General features: G+C 49.1%; 18 protein-coding genes and 1 pseudogene. 11 read left to right on the forward strand and 8 right to left on the reverse strand.

Annotation, left to right across the window (positions count from 1 at the left end; translation table 11 throughout):
- Positions 1-665: 665 nt before the first annotated feature.
- The 7 genes from QF041_RS12860 to QF041_RS12890 form a co-directional block, all read right to left on the reverse strand.
- Positions 666-2,708: a B12-binding domain-containing radical SAM protein gene (locus tag QF041_RS12860; RefSeq protein ID WP_307414482.1), complete on the reverse strand. Its 2,043-nt coding sequence runs from the start codon at positions 2,706-2,708 to the stop codon at positions 666-668.
- A gap of 471 nt (positions 2,709-3,179) precedes the next feature.
- Positions 3,180-5,060: a DNA helicase RecQ gene (recQ, locus tag QF041_RS12865; RefSeq protein ID WP_307414484.1), complete on the reverse strand. Its 1,881-nt coding sequence runs from the start codon at positions 5,058-5,060 to the stop codon at positions 3,180-3,182.
- Positions 5,061-5,503: 443 nt separating this feature from the next.
- Positions 5,504-6,634, reverse strand: a complete 1,131-nt coding sequence (locus tag QF041_RS12870) for a glycosyltransferase family 2 protein (RefSeq protein ID WP_307414485.1) — start codon at positions 6,632-6,634, stop codon at positions 5,504-5,506.
- 932 nt (positions 6,635-7,566) lie between these two features.
- Entirely contained in the window at positions 7,567-8,313 is a 747-nt protein-coding gene (locus tag QF041_RS12875; RefSeq protein ID WP_307414486.1) for a class I SAM-dependent methyltransferase, read from the reverse strand.
- On the reverse strand, positions 8,300-9,703 hold the full coding sequence (locus tag QF041_RS12880; protein WP_307414487.1) for a nucleotide sugar dehydrogenase: 1,404 nt from the start codon (positions 9,701-9,703) through the stop codon (positions 8,300-8,302). Before QF041_RS12880 ends, QF041_RS12875 begins: the two co-directional genes overlap by 14 nt.
- Positions 9,704-9,737: 34 nt before the next feature.
- Positions 9,738-10,727, reverse strand: a complete 990-nt coding sequence (locus QF041_RS12885) for a polysaccharide biosynthesis protein (protein ID WP_307414488.1) — start codon at positions 10,725-10,727, stop codon at positions 9,738-9,740.
- A gap of 18 nt (positions 10,728-10,745) precedes the next feature.
- Positions 10,746-11,435 carry a glycosyltransferase gene (locus QF041_RS12890; RefSeq protein ID WP_307414489.1) on the reverse strand — a complete coding sequence of 230 codons (690 nt, stop codon included), beginning with the start codon at positions 11,433-11,435 and terminating at the stop codon, positions 10,746-10,748.
- Positions 11,436-11,750: 315 nt separating this feature from the next.
- Here QF041_RS12890 and QF041_RS12895 point away from each other — a divergent pair, with 315 nt between their 5' ends.
- A complete protein-coding gene (locus QF041_RS12895; RefSeq protein WP_307414490.1) occupies positions 11,751-12,461 on the forward strand; it encodes a GT-D fold domain-containing glycosyltransferase in 711 nt (236 codons plus the stop codon).
- Between the two features lie 226 nt (positions 12,462-12,687).
- Here QF041_RS12895 and QF041_RS12900 read toward each other — a convergent pair whose 3' ends face one another.
- A complete protein-coding gene (locus QF041_RS12900) occupies positions 12,688-13,095 on the reverse strand; it encodes a hypothetical protein (protein ID WP_307414491.1) in 408 nt (135 codons plus the stop codon).
- A 330-nt stretch (positions 13,096-13,425) separates the two neighbouring features.
- Here QF041_RS12900 and QF041_RS12905 point away from each other — a divergent pair, with 330 nt between their 5' ends.
- The 10 genes and pseudogenes from QF041_RS12905 to QF041_RS12950 all read left to right on the forward strand — a co-directional run bounded on the left by QF041_RS12905 (position 13,426) and on the right by QF041_RS12950 (position 21,393).
- Positions 13,426-14,433: an RluA family pseudouridine synthase gene (locus QF041_RS12905; RefSeq protein ID WP_373461389.1), complete on the forward strand. Its 1,008-nt coding sequence runs from the start codon at positions 13,426-13,428 to the stop codon at positions 14,431-14,433.
- 59 nt (positions 14,434-14,492) lie between these two features.
- Positions 14,493-15,071 carry an SLOG family protein gene (locus QF041_RS12910; protein WP_105597766.1) on the forward strand — a complete coding sequence of 193 codons (579 nt, stop codon included), beginning with the start codon at positions 14,493-14,495 and terminating at the stop codon, positions 15,069-15,071.
- A gap of 139 nt (positions 15,072-15,210) precedes the next feature.
- The gene (speD, locus tag QF041_RS12915; protein WP_036610662.1) at positions 15,211-16,026 is read left to right on the forward strand and encodes an adenosylmethionine decarboxylase; all 816 of its coding nucleotides are present in this window, start codon (positions 15,211-15,213) and stop codon (positions 16,024-16,026) included.
- 182 nt (positions 16,027-16,208) lie between these two features.
- Positions 16,209-16,619: a flagellar basal body rod protein FlgB gene (gene flgB, locus QF041_RS12920; protein ID WP_133386825.1), complete on the forward strand. Its 411-nt coding sequence runs from the start codon at positions 16,209-16,211 to the stop codon at positions 16,617-16,619.
- Between the two features lie 148 nt (positions 16,620-16,767).
- Positions 16,768-17,256: pseudogene (locus QF041_RS12925) on the forward strand (GNAT family N-acetyltransferase); the annotation flags it as partial.
- 210 nt (positions 17,257-17,466) lie between these two features.
- On the forward strand, positions 17,467-17,868 hold the full coding sequence (locus QF041_RS12930; protein ID WP_240768276.1) for an NUDIX domain-containing protein: 402 nt from the start codon (positions 17,467-17,469) through the stop codon (positions 17,866-17,868).
- 18 nt (positions 17,869-17,886) lie between these two features.
- A complete protein-coding gene (locus QF041_RS12935) occupies positions 17,887-18,750 on the forward strand; it encodes a helix-turn-helix transcriptional regulator (protein WP_307414493.1) in 864 nt (287 codons plus the stop codon).
- A 68-nt stretch (positions 18,751-18,818) separates the two neighbouring features.
- Positions 18,819-19,346 (forward strand): ankyrin repeat domain-containing protein, encoded by a 528-nt coding sequence (locus tag QF041_RS12940; protein WP_307414494.1) that lies wholly within the window; start codon positions 18,819-18,821, stop codon positions 19,344-19,346.
- A 218-nt stretch (positions 19,347-19,564) separates the two neighbouring features.
- Complete coding sequence (locus tag QF041_RS12945; RefSeq protein WP_307414495.1) at positions 19,565-20,080, forward strand: sigma-70 family RNA polymerase sigma factor; 516 nt, start codon at positions 19,565-19,567, stop codon at positions 20,078-20,080.
- Entirely contained in the window at positions 20,077-21,393 is a 1,317-nt protein-coding gene (locus QF041_RS12950; RefSeq protein ID WP_307414496.1) for a DUF4179 domain-containing protein, read from the forward strand. Before QF041_RS12945 ends, QF041_RS12950 begins: the two co-directional genes overlap by 4 nt.
- The last annotated feature ends 65 nt before the right edge of the window (positions 21,394-21,458 follow it).

Raw genomic sequence — 21,458 nt, forward strand, 5'->3', positions numbered from 1 at the left:
CCACAGTTTCTGCAACTCATATTTTAACGATTGAATCTATACAAAAACTATACAACTCATCTGGCCGGGTAGTAATCTGCACATATACTGCATCAAAATGGTTCGTTAAATCCTGGATGGTTGCAATAGAGTAGGAATGATCCACAGTTTCTTATTTGGCTCCCACCGTCTGCCCTTTAACTGACGAATGCGTTGAATATGTACAGCGTTATAGGGAATATGGACATGCAATGAGTCAGCTGAACCTTTAGTTACTGTGTTTGTCTCTTCAGTTTTGGCCTTATCATTCATACGAAACTATCCTTTGACTGAATTGGGTATGTGATTCTATGGGGATTTGGAAAACAAAAAAAGGAAGATCATTCTTCATCCCGTATAGGAGTCAGATGACCTTCCGATGCTTTCGAAACATATATGATTTTTTAAAAGGTGGAGCGGAGCGCGGCTTGTGCAATGGCAAGCCGCGTAAGGGTGAGGTGCTGCGCCCAATGGGTGCAGCACCTTCTTGAGACACACCGCGTTCATTAGCGCGGTGCTCATCATTGCAGCATCACGATTGCGACGCCGTGATGCATGCAAAAAAAGCGCCACGACTGCATAGTCGTGGCGCTTCCTCATGCTACATGGCACCAATTAGCCATGTAGCTTATCTCAAGCCGCTGCACCTACATGGCAGCGGCTTCTTCTCCCAGCGGCAGCGTGTAATACTGCGCCTGCTGCCCTTCGTGCTGCTGGTACACAACGACCAGCAGCGTCCGGCCTTTCGCGGCAAGCGGGCTGGCGCCAGCTAGCACACGCTCAAGCCGGAACGGAAGCACATCCAATACGGTGTGCTTCTGCAGTTCTTTTTCGCCGAGACCAAGGTCGGCGAAAGCACGGGCACCCATGACCGTCTGTGCGGTCATGGCCGAGGTCATCGGCAACGCACGCGAAGCGTTGCCGTCCACCATGTCCGCCGCTCCATCCGCGGCGGACCCTGTTGCGTCGCCCGAAGTGAGCGACGCTGCATCCCCGGCTTCGCTGCCGATTACACCCGCCGCATTCGCGGCAGAGTCTTCCTCGGCAGCAGCCGAACTTGCCACAGCGGCACTCGGACCCGTGCCGCTGCTTTCCAGCCATGCCGTGCCTGCGGCGCCGGCGACACGTGGCAGTCGAACGTCCTCCGGACGTTCAGCCAACGTTTTCATATAACCCGCCCACTGGTCTTTCTGGAGCGGATCTTCCCACCAGATTTTGCGTGGTTTGTATTTGTGACCGAGGAAATAATCCAGCTTCATCAAGCCGAGCACGATATCCATATGCGGCGTATTCCGCGACTCCAGGAAGCTGTGCAGACGAGTGAACAGATCCTCCAGTTGGTGACCGATCTTCTGCCAACCTTGACCCTCCCAATAATCCCCGAACGCCTGGAAGAAATCAAACGGCGAGTTGAACTCCTGCTCCATCAGATACTTCAGCGTATAGTCCATCCGATGTGCGTTCCAGTATTTCTCCAATACATCCTCCAGCCGCTTCAAGCGCACGATGTCACTGAACGGCAGCACGTCACTGCCCAGAATCTCATACGGCGCGTGATCCATGTACGTGTAGTTGTACTTTTCCGCATCCAGACGCAGACCCGTACCGCGCAGCATTTTAAGGAATCCGAGTTGAAGTTCTTCCGGCCCCAGTGCAAACACATCGTTAAACGTTTTGCGGAACGTATTGTAATCTTCCTCCGGCAGTCCGGCGATGAGATCCAGATGCTGGTCGATTTTACCGCTGGCTTTCACCTTGTTCACGGTACGACTCAGCTTGGTAAAGTTCTGGCGACGTTTCACCAGTTCATTTGTCGGATCATTCGTAGACTGAACCCCGATCTCGAACCGGAACGTGCCCGGAGGCGCATTCTCTGCCAGATAATCCAGTACTTCGGGACGCATAATATCCGCCGTAATTTCAAACTGGAACACCGTCCCCTGATGATTCTCGATCAGGAATTTGAACATTTCGAGCGCATAATCCCGCTTGATGTTGAACGTCCGGTCCACAAACTTGATCAGCTTCGCACCCTTCTCAATCAGATACAGAATATCCGACTTCGTCCGCTCAATATCGTAATACCGCACGCCGACCTCAATACTGGACAGACAGAACTGACAACTGAACGGACAGCCCCGACTGGTCTCAAAATAAACAACCCGTTTCCCAAGATCCGGGATATCCTCTTCAAATCGATGCGGTGACGGCAGATCGTTCAGATCCGCCTTTGGCCGCCCTGGCATGAGAATGACCTCTTCCCCTTTGCGATACGCCAGTCCATAGACAAAGTGGAACTTCTTGCTTCCTTCCAGCTCCGTCAAAAGCTGATGCAACGTCTCTTCCCCTTCACCCATCACGATGAAATCAACATTGGGAATCCGGTTCATCCAATATTCCGTGTCGTAGGACACTTCCGGCCCGCCCAGCAGAATTTTCACATTCGGCATAACCTTTTTCAGATTATCAATGACCTTGATCGTCTCTTCAATGTTCCATATATAACAAGAGAAACCAATCACGTCCGCGCCGCGCTGGTACAGATCAGACACAATATTCATCACCGGGTCCTTGATCGTATACTCCGCCAGATCAATATCAAAATCCTTCTCACTGTATGCCTTCAGACACCGCAAGGCCAAGGAGGTATGGATGTACTTTGCATTTAATGTAGAAAGAATAACCTTCATGGTTCACAACCTTTGCCTGGACACCCAGACCATATTTTTTGGTAAAAAGAAAGCTGCACAGCCATCCTGTCCCGGATGCTGTTCATCTAAACCTCTTTTGAACTAGCCACTCCATGCCTCATGGACATATCCAACTTTTGTCTTTCAAAGAGTGGACACTCTTTTCAAAAAGACATATACACCCCGCCAAATGAAAACCACAACATACAGTATAAAACCCATATAATAAAACTACATGCTGTATACGATACGGTCAGCCATTTCTAACCCCAATGTCCACCCTGAAAGACAATTCGCCACCATTTGTCCACTCTACAGAGACACGATAATCAACTTCAAACTCAACTTCAACTTGTAAAAGACCTCAATAGTGTTCAATTATCTATCATCTTTTCAATCATTTAAGCTTTACGCACATGAACTTCAAATATTGTAAAGTCCGATATCTAACAATTCATACTCATTCCACACTCACTCATACTCGTAAAACGCATCATCATCCGTATCCACTTCTTCGCCCGATTGCTTCTGGAAAAACTCCAGGAACGGCAGTCCGTACTTGCGGTACTTGACCTCACCGACCCCTTTGATATCCAGCATGTCACGTTCTGTCTGTGGACATACCACACTCATCTCACGCAGGGTCGCATCATTGAAGATAATGTACGATGGTACATGCTCTTTCGCCGCCAGATCACGCCGGATCAGGCGCAACTGTTCAAATACCGTCTCATTAACCGCAGATGGCATCGCATCGCGCCCACGACGTCCGCCATAGTTCGTACCCGAAGCCGTCGCCGCTGTTTTGCGGACGACACGTTGCATCACTTCACGCTGGCCTTTGAGCACTTCCACCGCTAGTGGTTGCAGACGTACAACCGGATACTGTCCCTCAGACAGCATCAGATACCCTTCGGATACCATCACGTTGATGATCTCCGATATCTCACGCTCTGTCCGATTGCCCATCACACCGTAGGTTGGCAGAGAGTTGAAGCCATAATCAAGCACTTTTTTGGCACGGGAACCTTTGAGCACCGAAGCGACCAGCGATACACCATACCGTTCACGCATGCGGTGAATGCAGCTGAATATTTTCTGTGCATCAATCGTCATGTCTACCAGCTCGCGGTCGTCCGTACAGGAACTGCAAATACCGCAAGGTGTATCGTCATGCACCTCACCGAAATAATCCAGCTGTGCACTGCGCAGACAGCGGGTCGTGTAACAGTAATCCACCATCTGTTGCAGCTTCCGGTAATCGTTCTGTTTACGGTCGCCCTCCATCGGATTCTGCTCAATCAGAAACTTCTGGGTGATAATGTCCTGTGCCCCGAATAACAGAATACACTGACTTGGCTCTCCATCCCGGCCTGCACGTCCGGCTTCCTGCACGTATGCCTCCATATTTTTCGGCATGCTGTTATGAATAACGTAACGCACGTTCGACTTATCAATCCCCATCCCAAACGCATTGGTCGCCACCATCACTCGGATATCATCGTACAAAAAAGCTTCCTGGCTCTGCGAGCGTTCATCGTCCGTCATCCCAGCATGATAGCGTCCTGCGGGCAATCCCGCCTGCAACAAACGCTGATGCAGATCGTCCACATCCTTACGGGTCGCGGCGTATATAATACCTGGCTCGCTGGCATGCTCGCGCGCGTAATTCAGGACAAAATCCTTCTTGCTCTCACCGCGTAGCACGCTAAACGCCAAATTATCCCGCCCAAGTCCGGTCACATATGTCTGCGGGTCCTGCAAACGCAGCAACCGCAGAATATCGCCCATGACCTCGGGCGTCGCTGTAGCCGTAAAGGCCGCAACCACCGGCCGCTCCGGCAAACTGTCCACAAACGGCGCTACCGCCAGGTAGCTTGTCCGAAAATCATGCCCCCACTGCGATACACAGTGGGCCTCATCCACGGCAACGCACGAGATCGGCAAATAGCCCATCTCCTCGCGGAACCAATCCAGCTCCAGTCGCTCAGGCGCGACATAGAGCAACTTCAGCTCACCGCGCTGCGCCGCGCGGATACGATCATTCACTTCTTTGCCGCTAAGTGTACTATTAATATACGCGGCAGCAATTCCGGCGGTCGTCAACGCATCGACCTGGTCCTTCATCAATGAGATCAACGGGGAGACAACAAGCGTCAGACCCGAATATAACAGAGCGGGGATCTGATAACAGATCGACTTACCGCCCCCGGTTGGCATAATGCCCAACGTATCTTCACGTTCGAGCAGGCTGGCTACGATCTTTTTCTGTCCCTCACGGAAGTCGGGGTAGCCATAATATTTTTGCAGGAGACCCTGCGCTTCTTCTAATGTAGGTGTTTGCACACTCATGTAAAGACTCCTTACTTATCACCGGTGTTTTTCCACCAGCTTGGTCCGATCCGATTCTGACATCCGAAAGCGGCTCATATCCCGCATCCTTGACAACAAAATGGCGTTCTCATGACTTGTCCGTCAAGCAAACGCCGCTCCCTTTAGTTTAACGGCCCAGCCCCGAATGAGCAACCGCGTTTTACTGTAAAACGTTTGAAGCTTCTTCATCAAAATAAAAACAACCGTCCTGCCCTAGTTGGACAAAACGATTGCATCTAATTTTGACAAACTACTACACCCTCCAGAGACTGTTTCGTACTGGTTATACTTCTGATCTTTCTATTACTAAATTCATACTCAGATAAGCCGCTTGTTTTGGCAATCTTCTATTTCAATCTATTTTCCCTATTTCATAATAACACTTCAAACCCTTCTGTCCTCATCTGTCCCAATTCGTCTCCCTACTTACGCGGTGACACTTCACCACGTTCTTCCCGCTCTTTCATCTCTTTGCGTACCACCACTTCGAGCTTCTGGCGATTGGCAAGCAATCCGGGATCGTTGGGCAAGTACTCACGGGCTTTGGTGTTATACATCAATGCCTGCTCCCAGTTGCCCAGATGAGCATAACAAAGGGATAAACGAGCATGTGGCAGCCATGTACGGCAAGCCATAGGCACCGGGCGCAGACCCGGATCGCGGCTGCTCACGTCCACCGCCTGCATATACCAGTAGATGGCCGAGACGGGTTCCTGCCGCTCATGGAAACAGGCCGCAATGGCGCAGCAGAAATCCGCATGTGGCAGATCATACTGGAACGACTGCAGCAATGCACCCAGCTTACGGCCCGGCTCACCCAGTCGTTCATAACATTCCGCCAGCCGCGCGCAGGCAATCAGGCGATCCTCGCGGTAACCGCTTGGCTGCTCCAGCAGCTTCGCGTAACCGCGTGCCGCCGCCGCATAACGCTGGCGGTCATAACATTCGCCTGCATAATAAAACAGCAGGCGACCTTGGGCTACGCCCTCTTCGGCGATCCATTTGCGCAGAATGCGCACGTTTCGCGCCGAATGATGTCCCGCTTCGCGGCGATGCGTAACGGCAATGTCTGCCGTAATAACCTCGCCCCGCGGGAAGCTAAGCTGCTCGTGCAGCCGGCCATGCCAGCGGCACCCGGCATCCCGCTTGACCAGGCGAAGGCGTCGGTCCGTCACAAGTGGACTCTCCTCCGCTCCCTCGGCCAGCGTGTAGTTCAAGATCACAGCTTCCGTCTCCTCCCCAGACGGAAGCTGCTGCTTCAACACCTCCAGCTTCGCCCGTTCCGCGGGCAGCAGCACATCATCCGCATCCAGCCACAGGATATACTCCTGCGTGGCCTTGGCGAATGACTCATTCCGCGCTGCGGCAAAGTCTTCCTTCCATTCATACGTGAAGACCTGGTCGGTATACTGCGCAGCGATGTCCATCGTGCGATCCGATGAACCAGTATCCACAATGACGATCTCGTCCGCGATGCTGGCAACCGAGTCCAGACAGCGTGCCAGCGTGCGTTCCTCGTTCTTCACAATCATGCACAGACTGATGGTGATCACGTTTTGAGCCCCTTCCTGTCGTACGCGTATTGCGAAATGTCATAACGATTTGCTTTCGTTGGTTAAATACTTCGAACAAAGTCTATCGTAATTTGAACTAAAAGATATTTACACTGGACACTCCGATAACAGAACAACCTTCCGATCGTTGTTATCCCAAGGCGAAGCATATGCTTCCGATGCAGCTTTCATTCAGAACGCTTTTAGCTCCGCTTCTTGAAATACTTTTTGTTTTCTCCGTTTCGTGTAAATGTTTATTCCAATTTATTTGGCATTTGGTATTGGTCACGGAATTCATATCATTTTCACTGTGGCTAACGAACTGAGGCGACGCTATTTGTTGTATTTCAGCCACTTGGAAAATGTAACGAATCTGAGACACGCTATTCTCGCATTTTAGGAAACTATTCGTCGTTTATCGCAGCTTTCAGATGAAATAGGATCGCTGAGATTCGTTACATTTCTCATCTCTCCAAAATCATCAAAATAAGGCGTGTGAGATTCGTTAGAACATAGAATAGATCTGTCGTTATACTAAACAGCAGTGTTGAATAGAGGTGATCTAGCTAAGTGATCTGATAAATGCTCTGGGAAGCTTGCAGGGGAAAATTTCGGGACCATTTCTTTAATCTAAGCGGAAGCGCCCTAGTCCCCTTCATAACAAGAACCGCAATGATGCTCCAGAGCACCCTCCTATTCACATTTACTCTGACAGGCGGTTTTCCTCTGGTCTTAAAATTTAAGTTTAGATTTACGTTTGCCTTTACAGTTACTTGTAGCACAGTTTCAGCGTCAGTGTCCTTATCCTTAGCTTTGGGTTTGGGTTTGGGTTTGCCCTTGCCCTTGCCCCTACACTTGCAGTGTCCTTAGCTTTGGCTCTAACCCTGCTCTTACCCTTGCTGCTTTCTCTGTCCCTGTCCCTACCTTCACTGTTATACTTCTCCACTCTCGTGACGGCGAAGCCGTTTCACCTGCTCCACCGCACTGTCCAGTACCTTCTTGCGCTGCTTCATTACGCGGAGATGCTGTTGTTCCACCTCGGCAAAATGGGTATGATCCAGCGCCATCCACTCCATCAGTTGATCCAAACTCGGCGACATATGCACCTGAGTTCTCCGCCGTTTGCGGGCCACACAACATAGATATTTATGATGAACTTCGAGTTTCAAGACTTCAAAATACGGCATCAGACACATCGCCAGGCTTCCTGCATAGAACGTCTGCTTGTGGTCATAGAACGGATGATATCCATACGGCACGGTCACAACCAGCGTCCCATCCTCTTGCAGCAGCCGATGAATCTGGACCAACAACATCTCCGGATGAGCAAAATGCTCAAGCACTTCTCCAAGCAGCACAGTGTCAAAGGTAGTCCTTACTTTCCATTGCGTAATATCCAGCATCCGAAAATCCACATTGTTCCTAACAGGTCGGGACTCTTTGGCAAGCTCTCCTTGGGCATACCGGATACTTTCTTCCTCCAGATCAATGCCTGTTACACGAAATCCTTCACGTGCCAGCAGAATCGACGTAATACCCTGACTACACCCGACATCCAGGATGCGTTTGCCTGTCGCCTCACGGCACATCCAGTGGATACGTGTTCTTGTCGCTTCATGAGAATCCTCCGAATTGATCTCGCCGTAATAGCGTTCACTCACTCGATCATGATTCGCCATAGGTTTCTCCCGTTTTCGCTCGCCGAACAGGCTGGCCCAGCACTACAATATTTCCCCCGTGACATCCGGCTGTTGCATTGCGTGTATCGAAGATCAGCTTCGCTTGATCCGCCATCTCCTGATAATCGAATGCCGAATGATCCGTCGTGATGATCACCAGATCAGCCCATGTCCACAATTCCGGCGTAGCCGGCCGGGATTGAAGCAACGTACCGTCATCCTTACGGAAGACAGGCACCATTGGATCAGTGAAAACGACTTCTGCACCCGCTTTGCTCAACAGCCGGAAGACATCCAGCGCTGGAGATTCACGCAAGTCGTCGATGTCTTTTTTATAAGCCATACCCGCCAGAACAATGCGCGCTCCCCGAACAGATACACCATTCTGCTCCAGCAGCTCCGCTGCACGCTTCACCACTCGCTCTGGCATCTGCCGATTGGTTGCATCCGCCAGCTGGATGAATTGCAGCTCCGATCCCTGACGGCTTGCAGCCCAGGACAGATAGATCGGATCGATTGGGATACAGTGTCCGCCGATGCCGGGACCGGGATAGAATGGCATATAACCAAACGGCTTGGTGGCCGCCGCACCCAGCACCTCCCAGATGTTCACACCCATCTGTTCACAAGCCGGAGTCAACTCATTCACCAGTGCAATATTCACACTGCGAAATGTATTTTCGAACAGTTTTGCCGTTTCCGCTACGGTTGTTGAACTGACCGGAACAACTTCGTTGAGGAATGAACCGTAGAACTGTTTGCCATAGGTCAGACAAGCCGGTGTGGAGCCGCCAATGATTTTTGGGGTATTTTTCACACCATAATGTACACTGCCCGGATCTACACGCTCTGGAGAATAACAGACATAGAACTGCTCTCCAGCTCGCCAGCCGTTTGCTGCTTCAATCGGTTGCTTCACACGTTCCTCGGTCGTTCCTGGATAAGTCGTACTCTCCAATATGACGAGACTGCCCTCCAGCAGATAAGGAGTCATACCATCCACCGCTGCCGAGATATAAGAGATATCCGGTTGATGCTTGGCGGTCAGCGGAGTGGGCACACAGATGACAATGACATGGGCCTGCGCCACTTCTGCATAATCGTCACTTGCCGTGAACAGTCCTGTCTGCATAAGCGACTGCAGGACATCATCTTCTATACCGATGACATATGAATGCCCGGCGTTCAGCTTGGTTATCTTGGAGGTATCGATGTCAATCCCGTGGACCTGATAACCTGCCTGTGCCATCTCCACGGCCATGGGTAAACCAACATAACCGAGACCGATGACAACAGCCTTCAGGGAGCGATCATTGATGTGTTGAAGTGTATTATGTTGCTGCGGCCCTTCTTTTCCTTCGTGCTGCTCGTGCTGATGTTTCTCTTCCATCCCTTCCACCTCCAAACGCTCCGCCTCCCTTCGATTAGTCGATATAGCCGCCTGCACGCAAGAAATTGGCAATCGCTGGCTTGTTCATCATGGCACTGTCCGAACGATACTCGGAGAAGTTCACACGAGGCAGGTTGCTGTACTGATCTGTCAGCCCCTTGTCCGGGTGCTCCGGCAAGATCACGTAATACTGCGCATCGTATTGACGAGTGCGTGGTGCTTCAAAAGGCGAGATCAGCACTTCATGCAATTTCTCACCTGGACGTATGCCTGTCACCTTATAGTCGAAGGATGGACGACCTGCCTGTTCCAACATGACGGAGGCCAGTTCCGTCATCTTGCAAGCTTTCATTTTCATCACAAACGTCTCCCCGCCCACAGCAGCCTCAGCTGCCTTAAGCAGTAGATGTATGGCTTCGGTGCGCGTCAGGAAAAAGCGGGTCATGCCTTTGTCCGTAATGGTCAGGCTCTTGCCTTCATCAATCTGACGTCGGAATAAAGGCACCACGCTACCACTGGTTCCAAGCACATTGCCTCCACGAATGCAGACAAACCGCGTACCTTCACTCAGCCAATTGGCACGAATCATCATTTTCTCACCCAAGGCCTTCGTCATGCCGTATACGTTAATCGGATCTACCGCCTTATCGGTGGACACATCAATGACTTTCGGAACCTGCATGCGAATGGCAGCCCGAATAATATTCTGCGTCCCGATCACATTGGTCTTGAACGCTTCATCTGGCTGGTCCTCGCAGACCGGAACATGCTTCAGCGCAGCCAGATGGAAGAGCACATCCACGCCTTTACACGCATCTTCCACTGCCCGATAATCACGGATATCCCCGATGACGAATCGCAGACGCGGGTCATGATTGAATTCACGCTGCATCGCAATCTGGCCATATTCGTTACGAGACAGGAGACGAATCTCTGCCGGGTCCTGTTCCAGCAGCACCTCGGTCAGCTTTTGACCCCAGGAGCCTGTGCCCCCGGTAACCAGAATCGTTTGTCCTTTAATCATGCATATACCCCTCCCTGATCAGATCATGAATTCGCGTAATACCTGTGCCATCTCTTCGCGGCTTAATCGGTCTTTAGGCGGTACCTTTTTGACTGACGTATTGCTCGAATGCACGATGTTGACATAGTTACGCGGCGTCAGCAGCTCATGCGGCAGATCGATGACATTGCCATGCGTACCTCTGCCCGGCAGCTTCACCCGATACCCGGATGCGTACTCCGCTGTTTTATACAGGTAGACATAGAATTGCGGAGAACGATGAAACGCAGGTGCCATCTCGTTGTTCACGCTATCCCAGAGATAGCCGTTCTGGTTAATCAGGGCAATCGTCTGCGGCTGTGGCTGCACATCATATAGCTGCTGTACAAAGGTCCGGTGATATAGGTCATCCGAATCCAGACGGGCAATATAGATGTGCTCCGCCCCTTCAGCAAATGCCAAAATCGCCCGTACACTCTCAATATGGGTTCCAAAACGAATGTTGGCAGGCAGCGGCTCCTGTTCCGCGAGAATCTCCTGCATCACTTCTCCCGACTCCTTGGATAACTTCACCACCGTGAGGAAATCCTGATTCGTCTGAGCTTTAAGACAGTGCAAAGTAAATGTGCGAAAAATGCTCATCCGCCGCTCCAGCCATTCTCTCGTCAATCGCTGAGGGTCGAGCCCATAATTGTTGAAGTTAATCTCAATAACCACTTTCCTGGACATAACATTCCTCCTCATAAACTCTGCCATTATTTCAGCGGATACCGACCATTTTCATAGTTTCAACAGTCGTTTGGAACGAAACACAACTTCCGGCTGTCTGGTAACTGACAGTCCATCCAGGTCTCGCTTGCCAATCCTGCCGACTCTATAAGGTATGAAATGTTAATAGAAGCGGTACGGACTAATGCACTGATTTCAACGAAATAGATTGATATACAGCTGAAGATGGTGCCCTGCGGGTCGAACGTACATATCATTGCTGCAGCCGCAACATAGAATAGAGCAATTCAATTTTCAAAGGAGGCAACCACTCGAATGAATTCGATCTATCTTGAAATGGATGGTGTGCTTGATCAGCTTGAAGCGGCAGTGCTCGAAGAGCGACCGCTGTCTCTTGTACGCGTTGGCGATGGAGAGAATATCGTCATGTCCCAGGAAACGGTGTGGACTACGGAACAGGTTCTTCAGGAGCGTTGGGCCATTAAGGCCAATCTCGGTCAGAAGGGACTTCGCCTTCCAAACATACAGCTCCGTGACGAAGTCGCCGCTTCCCTGCAACGTGCAAGTATCGTCGGGGTGCTTCCCCGTGGTGACACTACCATCAAAGCTCCGGATTATCTCAAAAGACCCCTGACCGATATGCTGTTTGCACACTTTGGCATCTCCCCCCCACTGACCTGTCATGCCTGTGTGAATCGGGAGCTCGCGCAAAATCCCCGTTTCTGGCAGATGCTTGCAGGCAAGCGGGTGCTCCTGGTTACTCGTGAGACCCAAGAACTGCGTGCCGCACTCGTTCGAGATCCATACCATCTAGACATCGTGAGCGCACTGCCCTTCGACAGCTATGATCAGATGCAGGAGACACTCGAATGGATTCAGACCAATCAACATACCTTCGATGTCGCTCTCTTCTCCTGCGGAGTAAACGCGGTTGTTCTTGCTGAGCGAACAGCCGCACTGGCTGGCAAAGTCGCCATCGACTTTGGCAAAGCCAACAACATCATTCTGAAAGGCCGTGCCAACTGATTTTCAGACACCTCCAACCTCGAATCAGTGAGTTTGCAGCGAATCTTGCATATGGTTGTATGACAAAAACCCCCGGCTCTTTGAGTCGGGGGTTTCATGCTGAGCGCTAGTCGAAACTGGTCGCTGCATTACTTTGTACGTCTGGTTGTCTGGGGTATGAAGCGAACTCTGCCGTCAACAGAAGTGATGACGAAGCACTCTGCCTGTCATAATACGTCCTTCACTACTAGCCGATGGCTGCAATACCGTATAACATCTCCGGCCCGGTTCTTACTGCTGTGGACACCCCAGAGATGAACGAAGTATACACACTTTCCAATGCTGGTGGTGCAGACAGATCCTGAGCTGTGAACGAATGGAATTCGGCACCTCCGTTCTGTCCAATCGTACCTTCAGCACGGTAGATGATATAGAAAGGATCATATAAAAAACCACGCACAAGCTCCACAACAAAGGTATCTCCCAGTTCTCCCGTAACACCTACTGTCCCGTTCAACGTAATAATGGGATTCACCACACCTTGCGTCTGTAGACCAATGGTGCCGAAAGCTGTCGGGGATTCTGACAGTGACAAACCGGGCTGTCCTACGGTTGCCGAGTTCATCGAAGTTCTCATATCGAGAAACACGCCCATGAGTAACACCTCCAATGCTATGGGATACCCTATCCTATGAATCTCACTACTCTTATGATTGGATGTATGCAGATTGCATGAACCTATTTTTATTTGTCGACTGTTAATGGTATATTGAACTGCATAACGAAAATGAACGGATCGTATGCACACAAGCGGTACAGGCTGTTCAGAAGGAGATTACTATTCATGAATAAACGCAAACGTCCAACAGGCAAGACATCGGCCTCGGCCAAGGGGAAATCTTATACAGGTTCATCTTCAGCATGGTCCGGCAAGTCCAACTTCTCATCTGCCAAAACATCAGGTGCTTCCGCATCACGTAATACGGTGGAGAATAAGAAGCCAATAGCCGCGAAATCATCGGGTGCACCAAATAAAGCTGGAGGCAACAAACCCAAAAATGCCAGCGCATCCAAACGACCAGGCAATTCCTACTATCGCAAGCAGGAACCACCACGCCAATACAAAGTGACCGAACCGGATGAACTGTTGAACTTCCTGTTGCAGCATTTGAAATCAGGACGGAATGCAGTGAAGTCCATTCTGGGTCGTGGACAGGTATCCGTGGATCAGAAGGTCGTAACCAAGTTTAATGAAGCGCTGACGCCAGGTCAGATTGTCTACATTCGAAAAGAAGGTGCAGTCGCTGCTCCTTCCTTGACGGGTATTAACATTTTGCATGAAGACGATGATATCATAGTCATCCGCAAGGAAGCCGGACTGTTGTCCATTGCCGCTGACAAGACAGATGACCTGACGGCTTATCGCCAACTGACAGAGCATGTACGCCGCACCAATCCGCTCAACCGGATCTTTGTTGTCCATCGTCTGGATCGGGACACATCGGGTGTCATGATGTTTGCCAAAAGTGAAGAGGTACAGCAGAAGCTGCAAAACAACTGGAAGGAAAATGTGCAGGACCGCGTCTACGTTGCCCTTGTTGAAGGTTCGGTAGCCAAAGAAGAAGGCACCATCTCTTCCTGGCTGAAGGAAACCAAAACGCTGAAAATGTATTCCAGCTCTCGTCCGAATGATGGACAACATGCCATTACACATTACAAACGTCTGAAGTCGAACCGTGAGTTCTCCCTGCTGGAAGTGCGTCTGGAGACAGGACGTAAAAATCAGATTCGTGTGCATATGGAAGATCTCGGTCATCCGATTGCCGGTGACAGAAAATATGGTGCACGCACAAGAGACCTTGGACGTCTCGGACTTCATGCACGTATACTCTCGTTTATTCATCCCACAACGGATGAGTTAATGTCATTCGAAACGGATATTCCGAAGCCATTCCTGTATCCGTTCCGTGCAGAAACTCCACCTGCGAAATAACTGCATCGTTATATAGAACCGACTGATCGATTGATCATGCCTGAAAGGAGGAACGGACACTGAAAAACCTGTTGATCACCGGTTACCGGGCACATGAATTGCAGATTTTTGGACAGAAACATGAAGGTATTCCTTTTATCAAAAAAGCCATCTCCTCCCGTCTTACTCCCCTTGTCGAAGATGGTCTGGAATGGGTGCTGACGCCGGGACAATACGGTGTGGACCTGTGGGCCTGCGAAGTGGTGATTGATCTAAAGAAGATGTATCCACATCTGAAACTGTCGATCATCACTGCCTTTCAGAACCCAGAAGAGCAATGGAAAGAAGACAAGCAGGAGTATTACCGTTCCATCCTCTCGGGTGTGGACTATTACGGTGCAATTAGCAATCAACCTTATATCGGGCCGTGGCAGTTCACTGCACGGGATGACCTGTTGCTGCGTAAAAGCGACGGTCTTCTGCTCGTCTATGACGAAGATGCCGGAGAAGGCAGTCCCCGTTTTGTGAAGGAAAAAGCCGTGAAGAAACAGCAAAACGAGGACTATACAATCATCAGTGTCACTTCAGAGGATATTCAATCTGTAGCTGAGGATGAGCGCATGAACGATGTTATAGACTTTGATGATTCTTCATTCTAATTCATTGTGTATCAGTATAGTTCGTCAGAGGTGCATAACATTTCGAATGACGTACATATGTTTTTTTTCGAGGCAGGTTGGGTATAAGTAGTATTATAACTGCGATGATATGTCGTATGGGATAAGGGGAACTGCAGCCATGACAATTACGCCAGAGCAGCGCATTCAACTGCATGGATTTAACAACCTGACCAAGTCGTTGAGTTTCAATATGTACGATATTTGTTATACCAAAACCAAAGACGAACGCGAAGCTTACATTGAATATATTGATGAACAGTATAACGCCGCCCGGCTGAGTAAAATTCTGAACAACGTCTCCGATATCATCGGAGCCCACGTTCTTAATGTTGCCCAGCAGGATTACGTGCCTCAAGGTGCGAGTGTTACGATGCTTGTCTCGGAAGGTCCAATTGTGGAGATCCCTGAAGAATCACTCGATGAATCTCCCGGCCCTCTGCCAGATAACGTTGTCATGCAGCTGGATAAAAGCCATATCACTGTGCACACCTACCCTGAGTTTCATCCTAGTGAAGGTATCAGTACCTTCCGTGCGGACATTGATGTCTCCACCTGCGGTGAGATCTCACCGCTTAAGGCGCTGAATTATCTGATCCACTCATTTGATACGGACATTATGACGATGGATTACCGGGTGCGTGGTTTTACGCGGGATACAAGCGGGCGCAAGCTGTTCATTGACCATGAGATTGGCTCGATTCAGAATTACATTCCGGACGAGATCAAGAGCAGCTTTGACATGATTGACGTGAACGTCTATCAGGAGAATATTTTTCACACCAAGTGTAAACTGAGGGAATTTGATCTCGACAATTATCTGTTTGGGTACACTAAAGATAAGCTCAGCAAGAAGGAACAACAGGAGATTACGGAGTGGCTGAAGCTGGAGATGGACGAGATATATTACGGCAAAAATATTAATCGTCCCTCTTAAAGAGGTTGTTCAACGCTGATCCATAAGGGCAAGGGCTAAGACAAGATTTCATGAAGGCAGGGTTCTTCTTATCGGGGACCTCCGGCATGTGCTTGTCTTTTTCTTTGTTTTGTTGACAGTGTGCAACTTTATTTCTTATTATAGAAGTAACTGTACAATCTACAGTGAAGGAGACTGAGCCCGTGATCGAAACGAATACGACAAGACGTAACGAATCACTGTTACAAGCACTGACTGCACAACACAATGCCATCACCAACAACATTGCCAATGCAGACACACCCAACTACAAAAAGAAAACGGTAGAATTTCAGGAAGAGTTGCGACGTATCGTTGAAAATGGCAAAACAGATCAGCTCGCCATGAAGCGGACTCATAACAAACACTTTCCTATCAGTGATCCCAATTCTTCCATCGTTCAGTACCGAATTGTCGAGAACAATGAAACAACGATGAACAATAACAACAATAACGTTGACATTGACAAGGAAATGGCGGACCTTTCAGAGAACCAGCTCATGTATAACTACATGGTTGATCGGGTCAGTGGACATTACAAAAAAATGAAGAATTTATTGAATGATCTGAAATAATGAATGTACAAGCAGCCCGAAATGGCTGCTTTTTTTTGTTGTTTTTCCCTGAGTGCAGCTCGTTTGGTGCCATTTTTCGGTATCCTCTCCTGTTCGTAGTATAATGGGAAGAAACGAATGATTTCATATCGTATAAAAGAGGTGCAACATGTCTCCACGTCATTTAAATGGATTTCAAGGTTCCAAAGTCAGATTAGCGGCCCCATGCCCGGAAGATTGCATGCGTCTCTCCCGCTTCACAGACGATTATGAATATTTGCGCAACATGGATACCGATATCGCGATCCCGTTAACGCCGGATGAGACAGGTTCCTCCTCTGTCCGCCGAGACAACGGATTTGAATTTGCATTACGTACACTGGAGGGTAACCGATTCATTGGATTCACAGCCCTCTACCGGATTGAATGGAACAATCGCTCTGCTCGTCTGGCCATTGGTATCGGCGAAGAAAATGATCGGGGTAAAGGATACGGAAGCGACGCTCTGGCTCTGATTTTAAGGTATGGATTCCACGAATTGAACCTGAACCGGATTGCGCTGGAAGTCATCGAATACAATGAAGCTGCTAGACATGCGTACCTAAAAGCCGGATTCCGGGAAGAGGGTCGCCAGCGTTCTGCAGTTTTGCGCGATGGCATGCATTATGACCTGATCTCGATGAGTATCCTTACGGAAGAATGGTCGGCACAGTCTGGGCTTCCCTTATCATTCCGGTCTAATCGTACTCCTGAATCTGGGGATATGGTAGCGGGTGGTTTTTCACAACGAAACGGGAACGAACAAGCTGCGCTGTCTCTGTCGGAATTAAGTTCTGTTCCAAAAGATGAATCTAAAATTTCACCTCGCATCGGCGTAGGTGCGGTCATCCTGAATGAACGGGGCGAAGTGCTTCTCGCCTGGCGGAATCGTCAACCCGAGCAGCACACCTGGAGTATTCCTGGTGGGAAAGTAGATCCCTATGAATCACTGGAAACTGCTGTTATCCGTGAAATCAAGGAGGAAGTGAATCTGGATATCGCCATCGACAGTCTGCTCTGTACGGCGGAGACAATCCAGCCACAACAGAAGGAACATTGGATATCCGTGCTCTATTCCACCAAGGTGATTGGCGGCCATGCTCGTAATCTGGAAGAAGGCGGAGCCATCGGTGAGATCGGCTGGTTTCCACTCCATGATCTGCCCTCTCCACTCGCCTGCTTCGCCGTACCTGGGCTGGAAGCTGTGAAGAAGTTATATAACCAGAATTAAGCTTGGAGGTGCTTGCAAGTGTTGGAGATTCCTCTTCCTCGACCTGTACCCTTCATTCTGCATGAATCGAGTTCTCAATTCGATTGGAAAGGCAGCGGCTCGCTATCACTGAAAACATTCCGTAACGGAAAAACGCTCTATGAAGCGGGACGCGGTCACTTCGCAGTCAATAATGAGAACTATCTACTTCTGAATGAGGGCCAGGAATATAGTCTTCACATTGATTCATCTACTCCAGTTGAATCCTTCTGTATCTTCTTCCCTCCCGGTTATGTGGAAGAGATCGGCCGGAATCTAATTACCAGTGATCTTCGGCTACTTGATGAGCCGTATAGTTATTCATCCTCAAACAAGATGGAGTGGGTAGAACGTACATATTCCATGGATAATCGGCTTGGCGCAGCTCTAAATTATTTGCGGAATTTGTACAGTCAAGACACGCTGGATTCCTGGACAATAGCGGAGCAGCTTCATCAGCTCGCTGTCCACATGCTGGATCTACACCGTAACGTTCAGCAAGAGATCAACGAACTGGATATGATCAGACGTTCAACCCGAGAAGAGTTGTATCGAAGAGTGTATATCGGGCATGAGTATATCTCCGCCTACTATGATCAGCCGTTAACGCTAGAACAGACTGCAGCGGCTGCACAACTATCCGTGAATCATTTTCTACGCAGTTATAGGAAGTTGTTTGGTACTTCACCCCATCGTTATCTGACTGAATGCAGACTATTGGCTGCGAAGCGGCTTTTGCTATATTCGGACAGGTCTGTCACCAATATCTGTTATGATGTGGGCTTCGAGAGCCTCGGTTCGTTCAGTTCATTATTCACTAGACGCTTCCATAGCTCTCCTTCCCAGCTGCGGGCAAAAAGGTGATTATGAAGAAGAACCTCTGAAGAGGAACATCTATAATTACATTATCTCATCAGATGGAGGTATTCCTTATGAATCATGCAGAACAGATGAATCAACTATTTCAGGCTGCACAGTCTGGAGATTTGGCCAACCTGCAATTATTGCTCGCTTCTCACCCGGAACTCACCAATACTGAAAATCAGGATGGGTTAACTCCGCTGGGATATGCCTCTCATTATGGACAAGCAGGAGCAGTTCGTCTTCTTCTGCAGCATGGAGCCGATGTTAACGCCCTTTCTCATTCCAAGATTTCCTTTATTCCGTCCAATACTGCACTTCATGCCGCACTTGCCGGAGAACGTTCACTAGAAGTTATCCAACTTTTACTCGAACATGGGGCAGCCACGAGTATTCTGGACAGCGATGGACAATATGCGTTGCACTCCGCAGCATTTCATACGGATCAGATCGAACTTATCGAGATGTTACTTCAGCATGGAGCTGATCCAAACGCGCTAAACTCAGCGGGCAAGACCTCACTGGAGATTTCACTTGAACGTGGTAACACGTCTACAGCCTCATGTCTGCGAGCAGCCGTTACAGCGCATCAGCAATAATGATTAGATAACGTGAGCAATACCGTTAATAACCGTCAGGACTCTTTTTGGAGTACAAAGAGAAGGTCTGACGGTTATTTCTGTCCTCTACGTTCTCATGCAAATACGTAGTTCAACTATATAGAAATCGGATACATACATATTTTTCTAAGAAAATAAGAACCGTTTGGAGCCTTACGCGGTCTAATACTCAACATATTCAGGAAAGGAGGAGCCATGTGACCCCTATTCAGCTCACCATCGCCGCACAAAAAGGGGATGCCGAGGCTTTTGCAGCCTTAATGGAATTACATCAGAGCCAACTGTACCGTATCGCCTATGCATACCTGCATAACGAAGGTGATGCGCTCGAAGCGATTCAGGAATCAACGTTCAGGGCGTTCCATAAACTCAAAAAATTAAAAGAGCCCTCCTACTTTGGCACTTGGCTCATCCGCATTCTGCTCAACTACTGTGCGGACGAACGCAAACGCAAAAGTCGGTTCCGTCCCGTCACCAAGATTCAGGAATCCAGCAGTTGGGATCGTCCTGCGGACCCCGATCTTGCCGCCGCCGTCTCCACTCTTGACCGGGATTGCAAACAAATTATTATTTTGAGTTATTTCGAAGGTTTCTCCTTAACTGAAGTTGCCGATATTCTCGAAATCCCGACCGGAACTGTAAAATCCCGATTACATCGGGCACTCGGACAGCTCCGTGATCAACTTGAAACGAAAGGAGATGCATCCTCATGACGGATGAACACAACTCATTTGACGCATTGGAAGAACGGCTGAATGCTCGCAAGACGGAATACGAATCCATGCCTATACCGGATGCTGCCTATCAGGCTGTTCAGTCCGGAATCCACCAGGCTGCTAGCAAACGCAAGTCCCGGCTGCGCTGGTACATGAGTTCCATCTCGGCAGCGGCCCTCATCCTGCTATTTACCGGATGTATCCGTGTCTCTCCCGCTTTTGCGTCCTTTGTGGAGCAATTGCCCGGCATGGAAGGCATTGTGGGTATGATTCGCCAGGACAAAGGATTAATGATGGCGATTGATCAGTCCCTCTTACAGCAGGTCGGTGTCACCGACGAGCATGATGGTGCTTCCTTGACCGTTGAAGGCATTATCACAGACGAGTCACGTATGGTCATTTTTTACACGATGAAGGGCATGAAAGATCCCGAAAAATTCAACTATGACATCGATTTGCTGGATGAGAATGGTAAAAAGTTACCTGTTGCGTTTAGCTATTCCTCTCCTAATCCGGATTCAGAAAGTGGCGTTTACGAGGACAAAATCGATGTCTCATTCACAGAATCTTTACCGCCACAAGAGCTGACCGTTGTATTTAAGAAACGAGGTAAGGAACCGAATAATAAGTGGAAGGTTACCTTCCCCGTGGATCACAGCTTAACAAAAGGCATGAAAAAAAACATTCCCGTAAACCAAACTATGACCGTGGACGGGCAGCGTATTTATGTAAAACAGGCCGTTCTGTATCCCACACGTCTTGTACTTGATATCGAATATGATCGGAACAACACCAAAAAGATCTTTGGCATTCGTGATCTGCACTTGGTAGATGAGCAAGGCCGAGCATGGAGAACGGATTCATCTTCCATCGGAGGCTCTGGAAGTTCCGTCTTTTTCGAAAGCATGTACTTCTCCACTCCGAAAAAACTGACTTTGCAAGGGTCTGGACTTTCAGCAGTGGATAAGGATGAACTGGTTATCAGCATCGATCCATCTTCAGGTGAAATACAAGGCGGCCCATCGAGTTTGAAATTGCTGCAAAGCACGGTCCAGGGCAATAATCTGATCCTCGAGTTTTCAATTGCAGATGCTCAAAATGCTACTTCAGGGCTATCATTTACCAATATCGAAGACAGTAAAGGAAACCCTTTCGACATTAATGAAGTAGGCTGGAGCCCTTCCGTCTTTGAAGCAAGAGTTGTCATTAAAAATGGAGCCGCAGCCAAAGGAAATCTGACAATGGAAATAGACTCTTACCCTGACCAAATTCGTGCACCGTTCTCTATTGAAATTCCTGTGACTCCCTAAAGAAATGTAACAGCCATAATTGTAAGCCACACGACGTAGTCATGCACTATAATGAAAATATTAAA

Origin of the sequence: Paenibacillus sp. W2I17 (assembly GCF_030815985.1) — a bacterium.
GTDB lineage: Bacteria > Bacillota > Bacilli > Paenibacillales > Paenibacillaceae > Paenibacillus.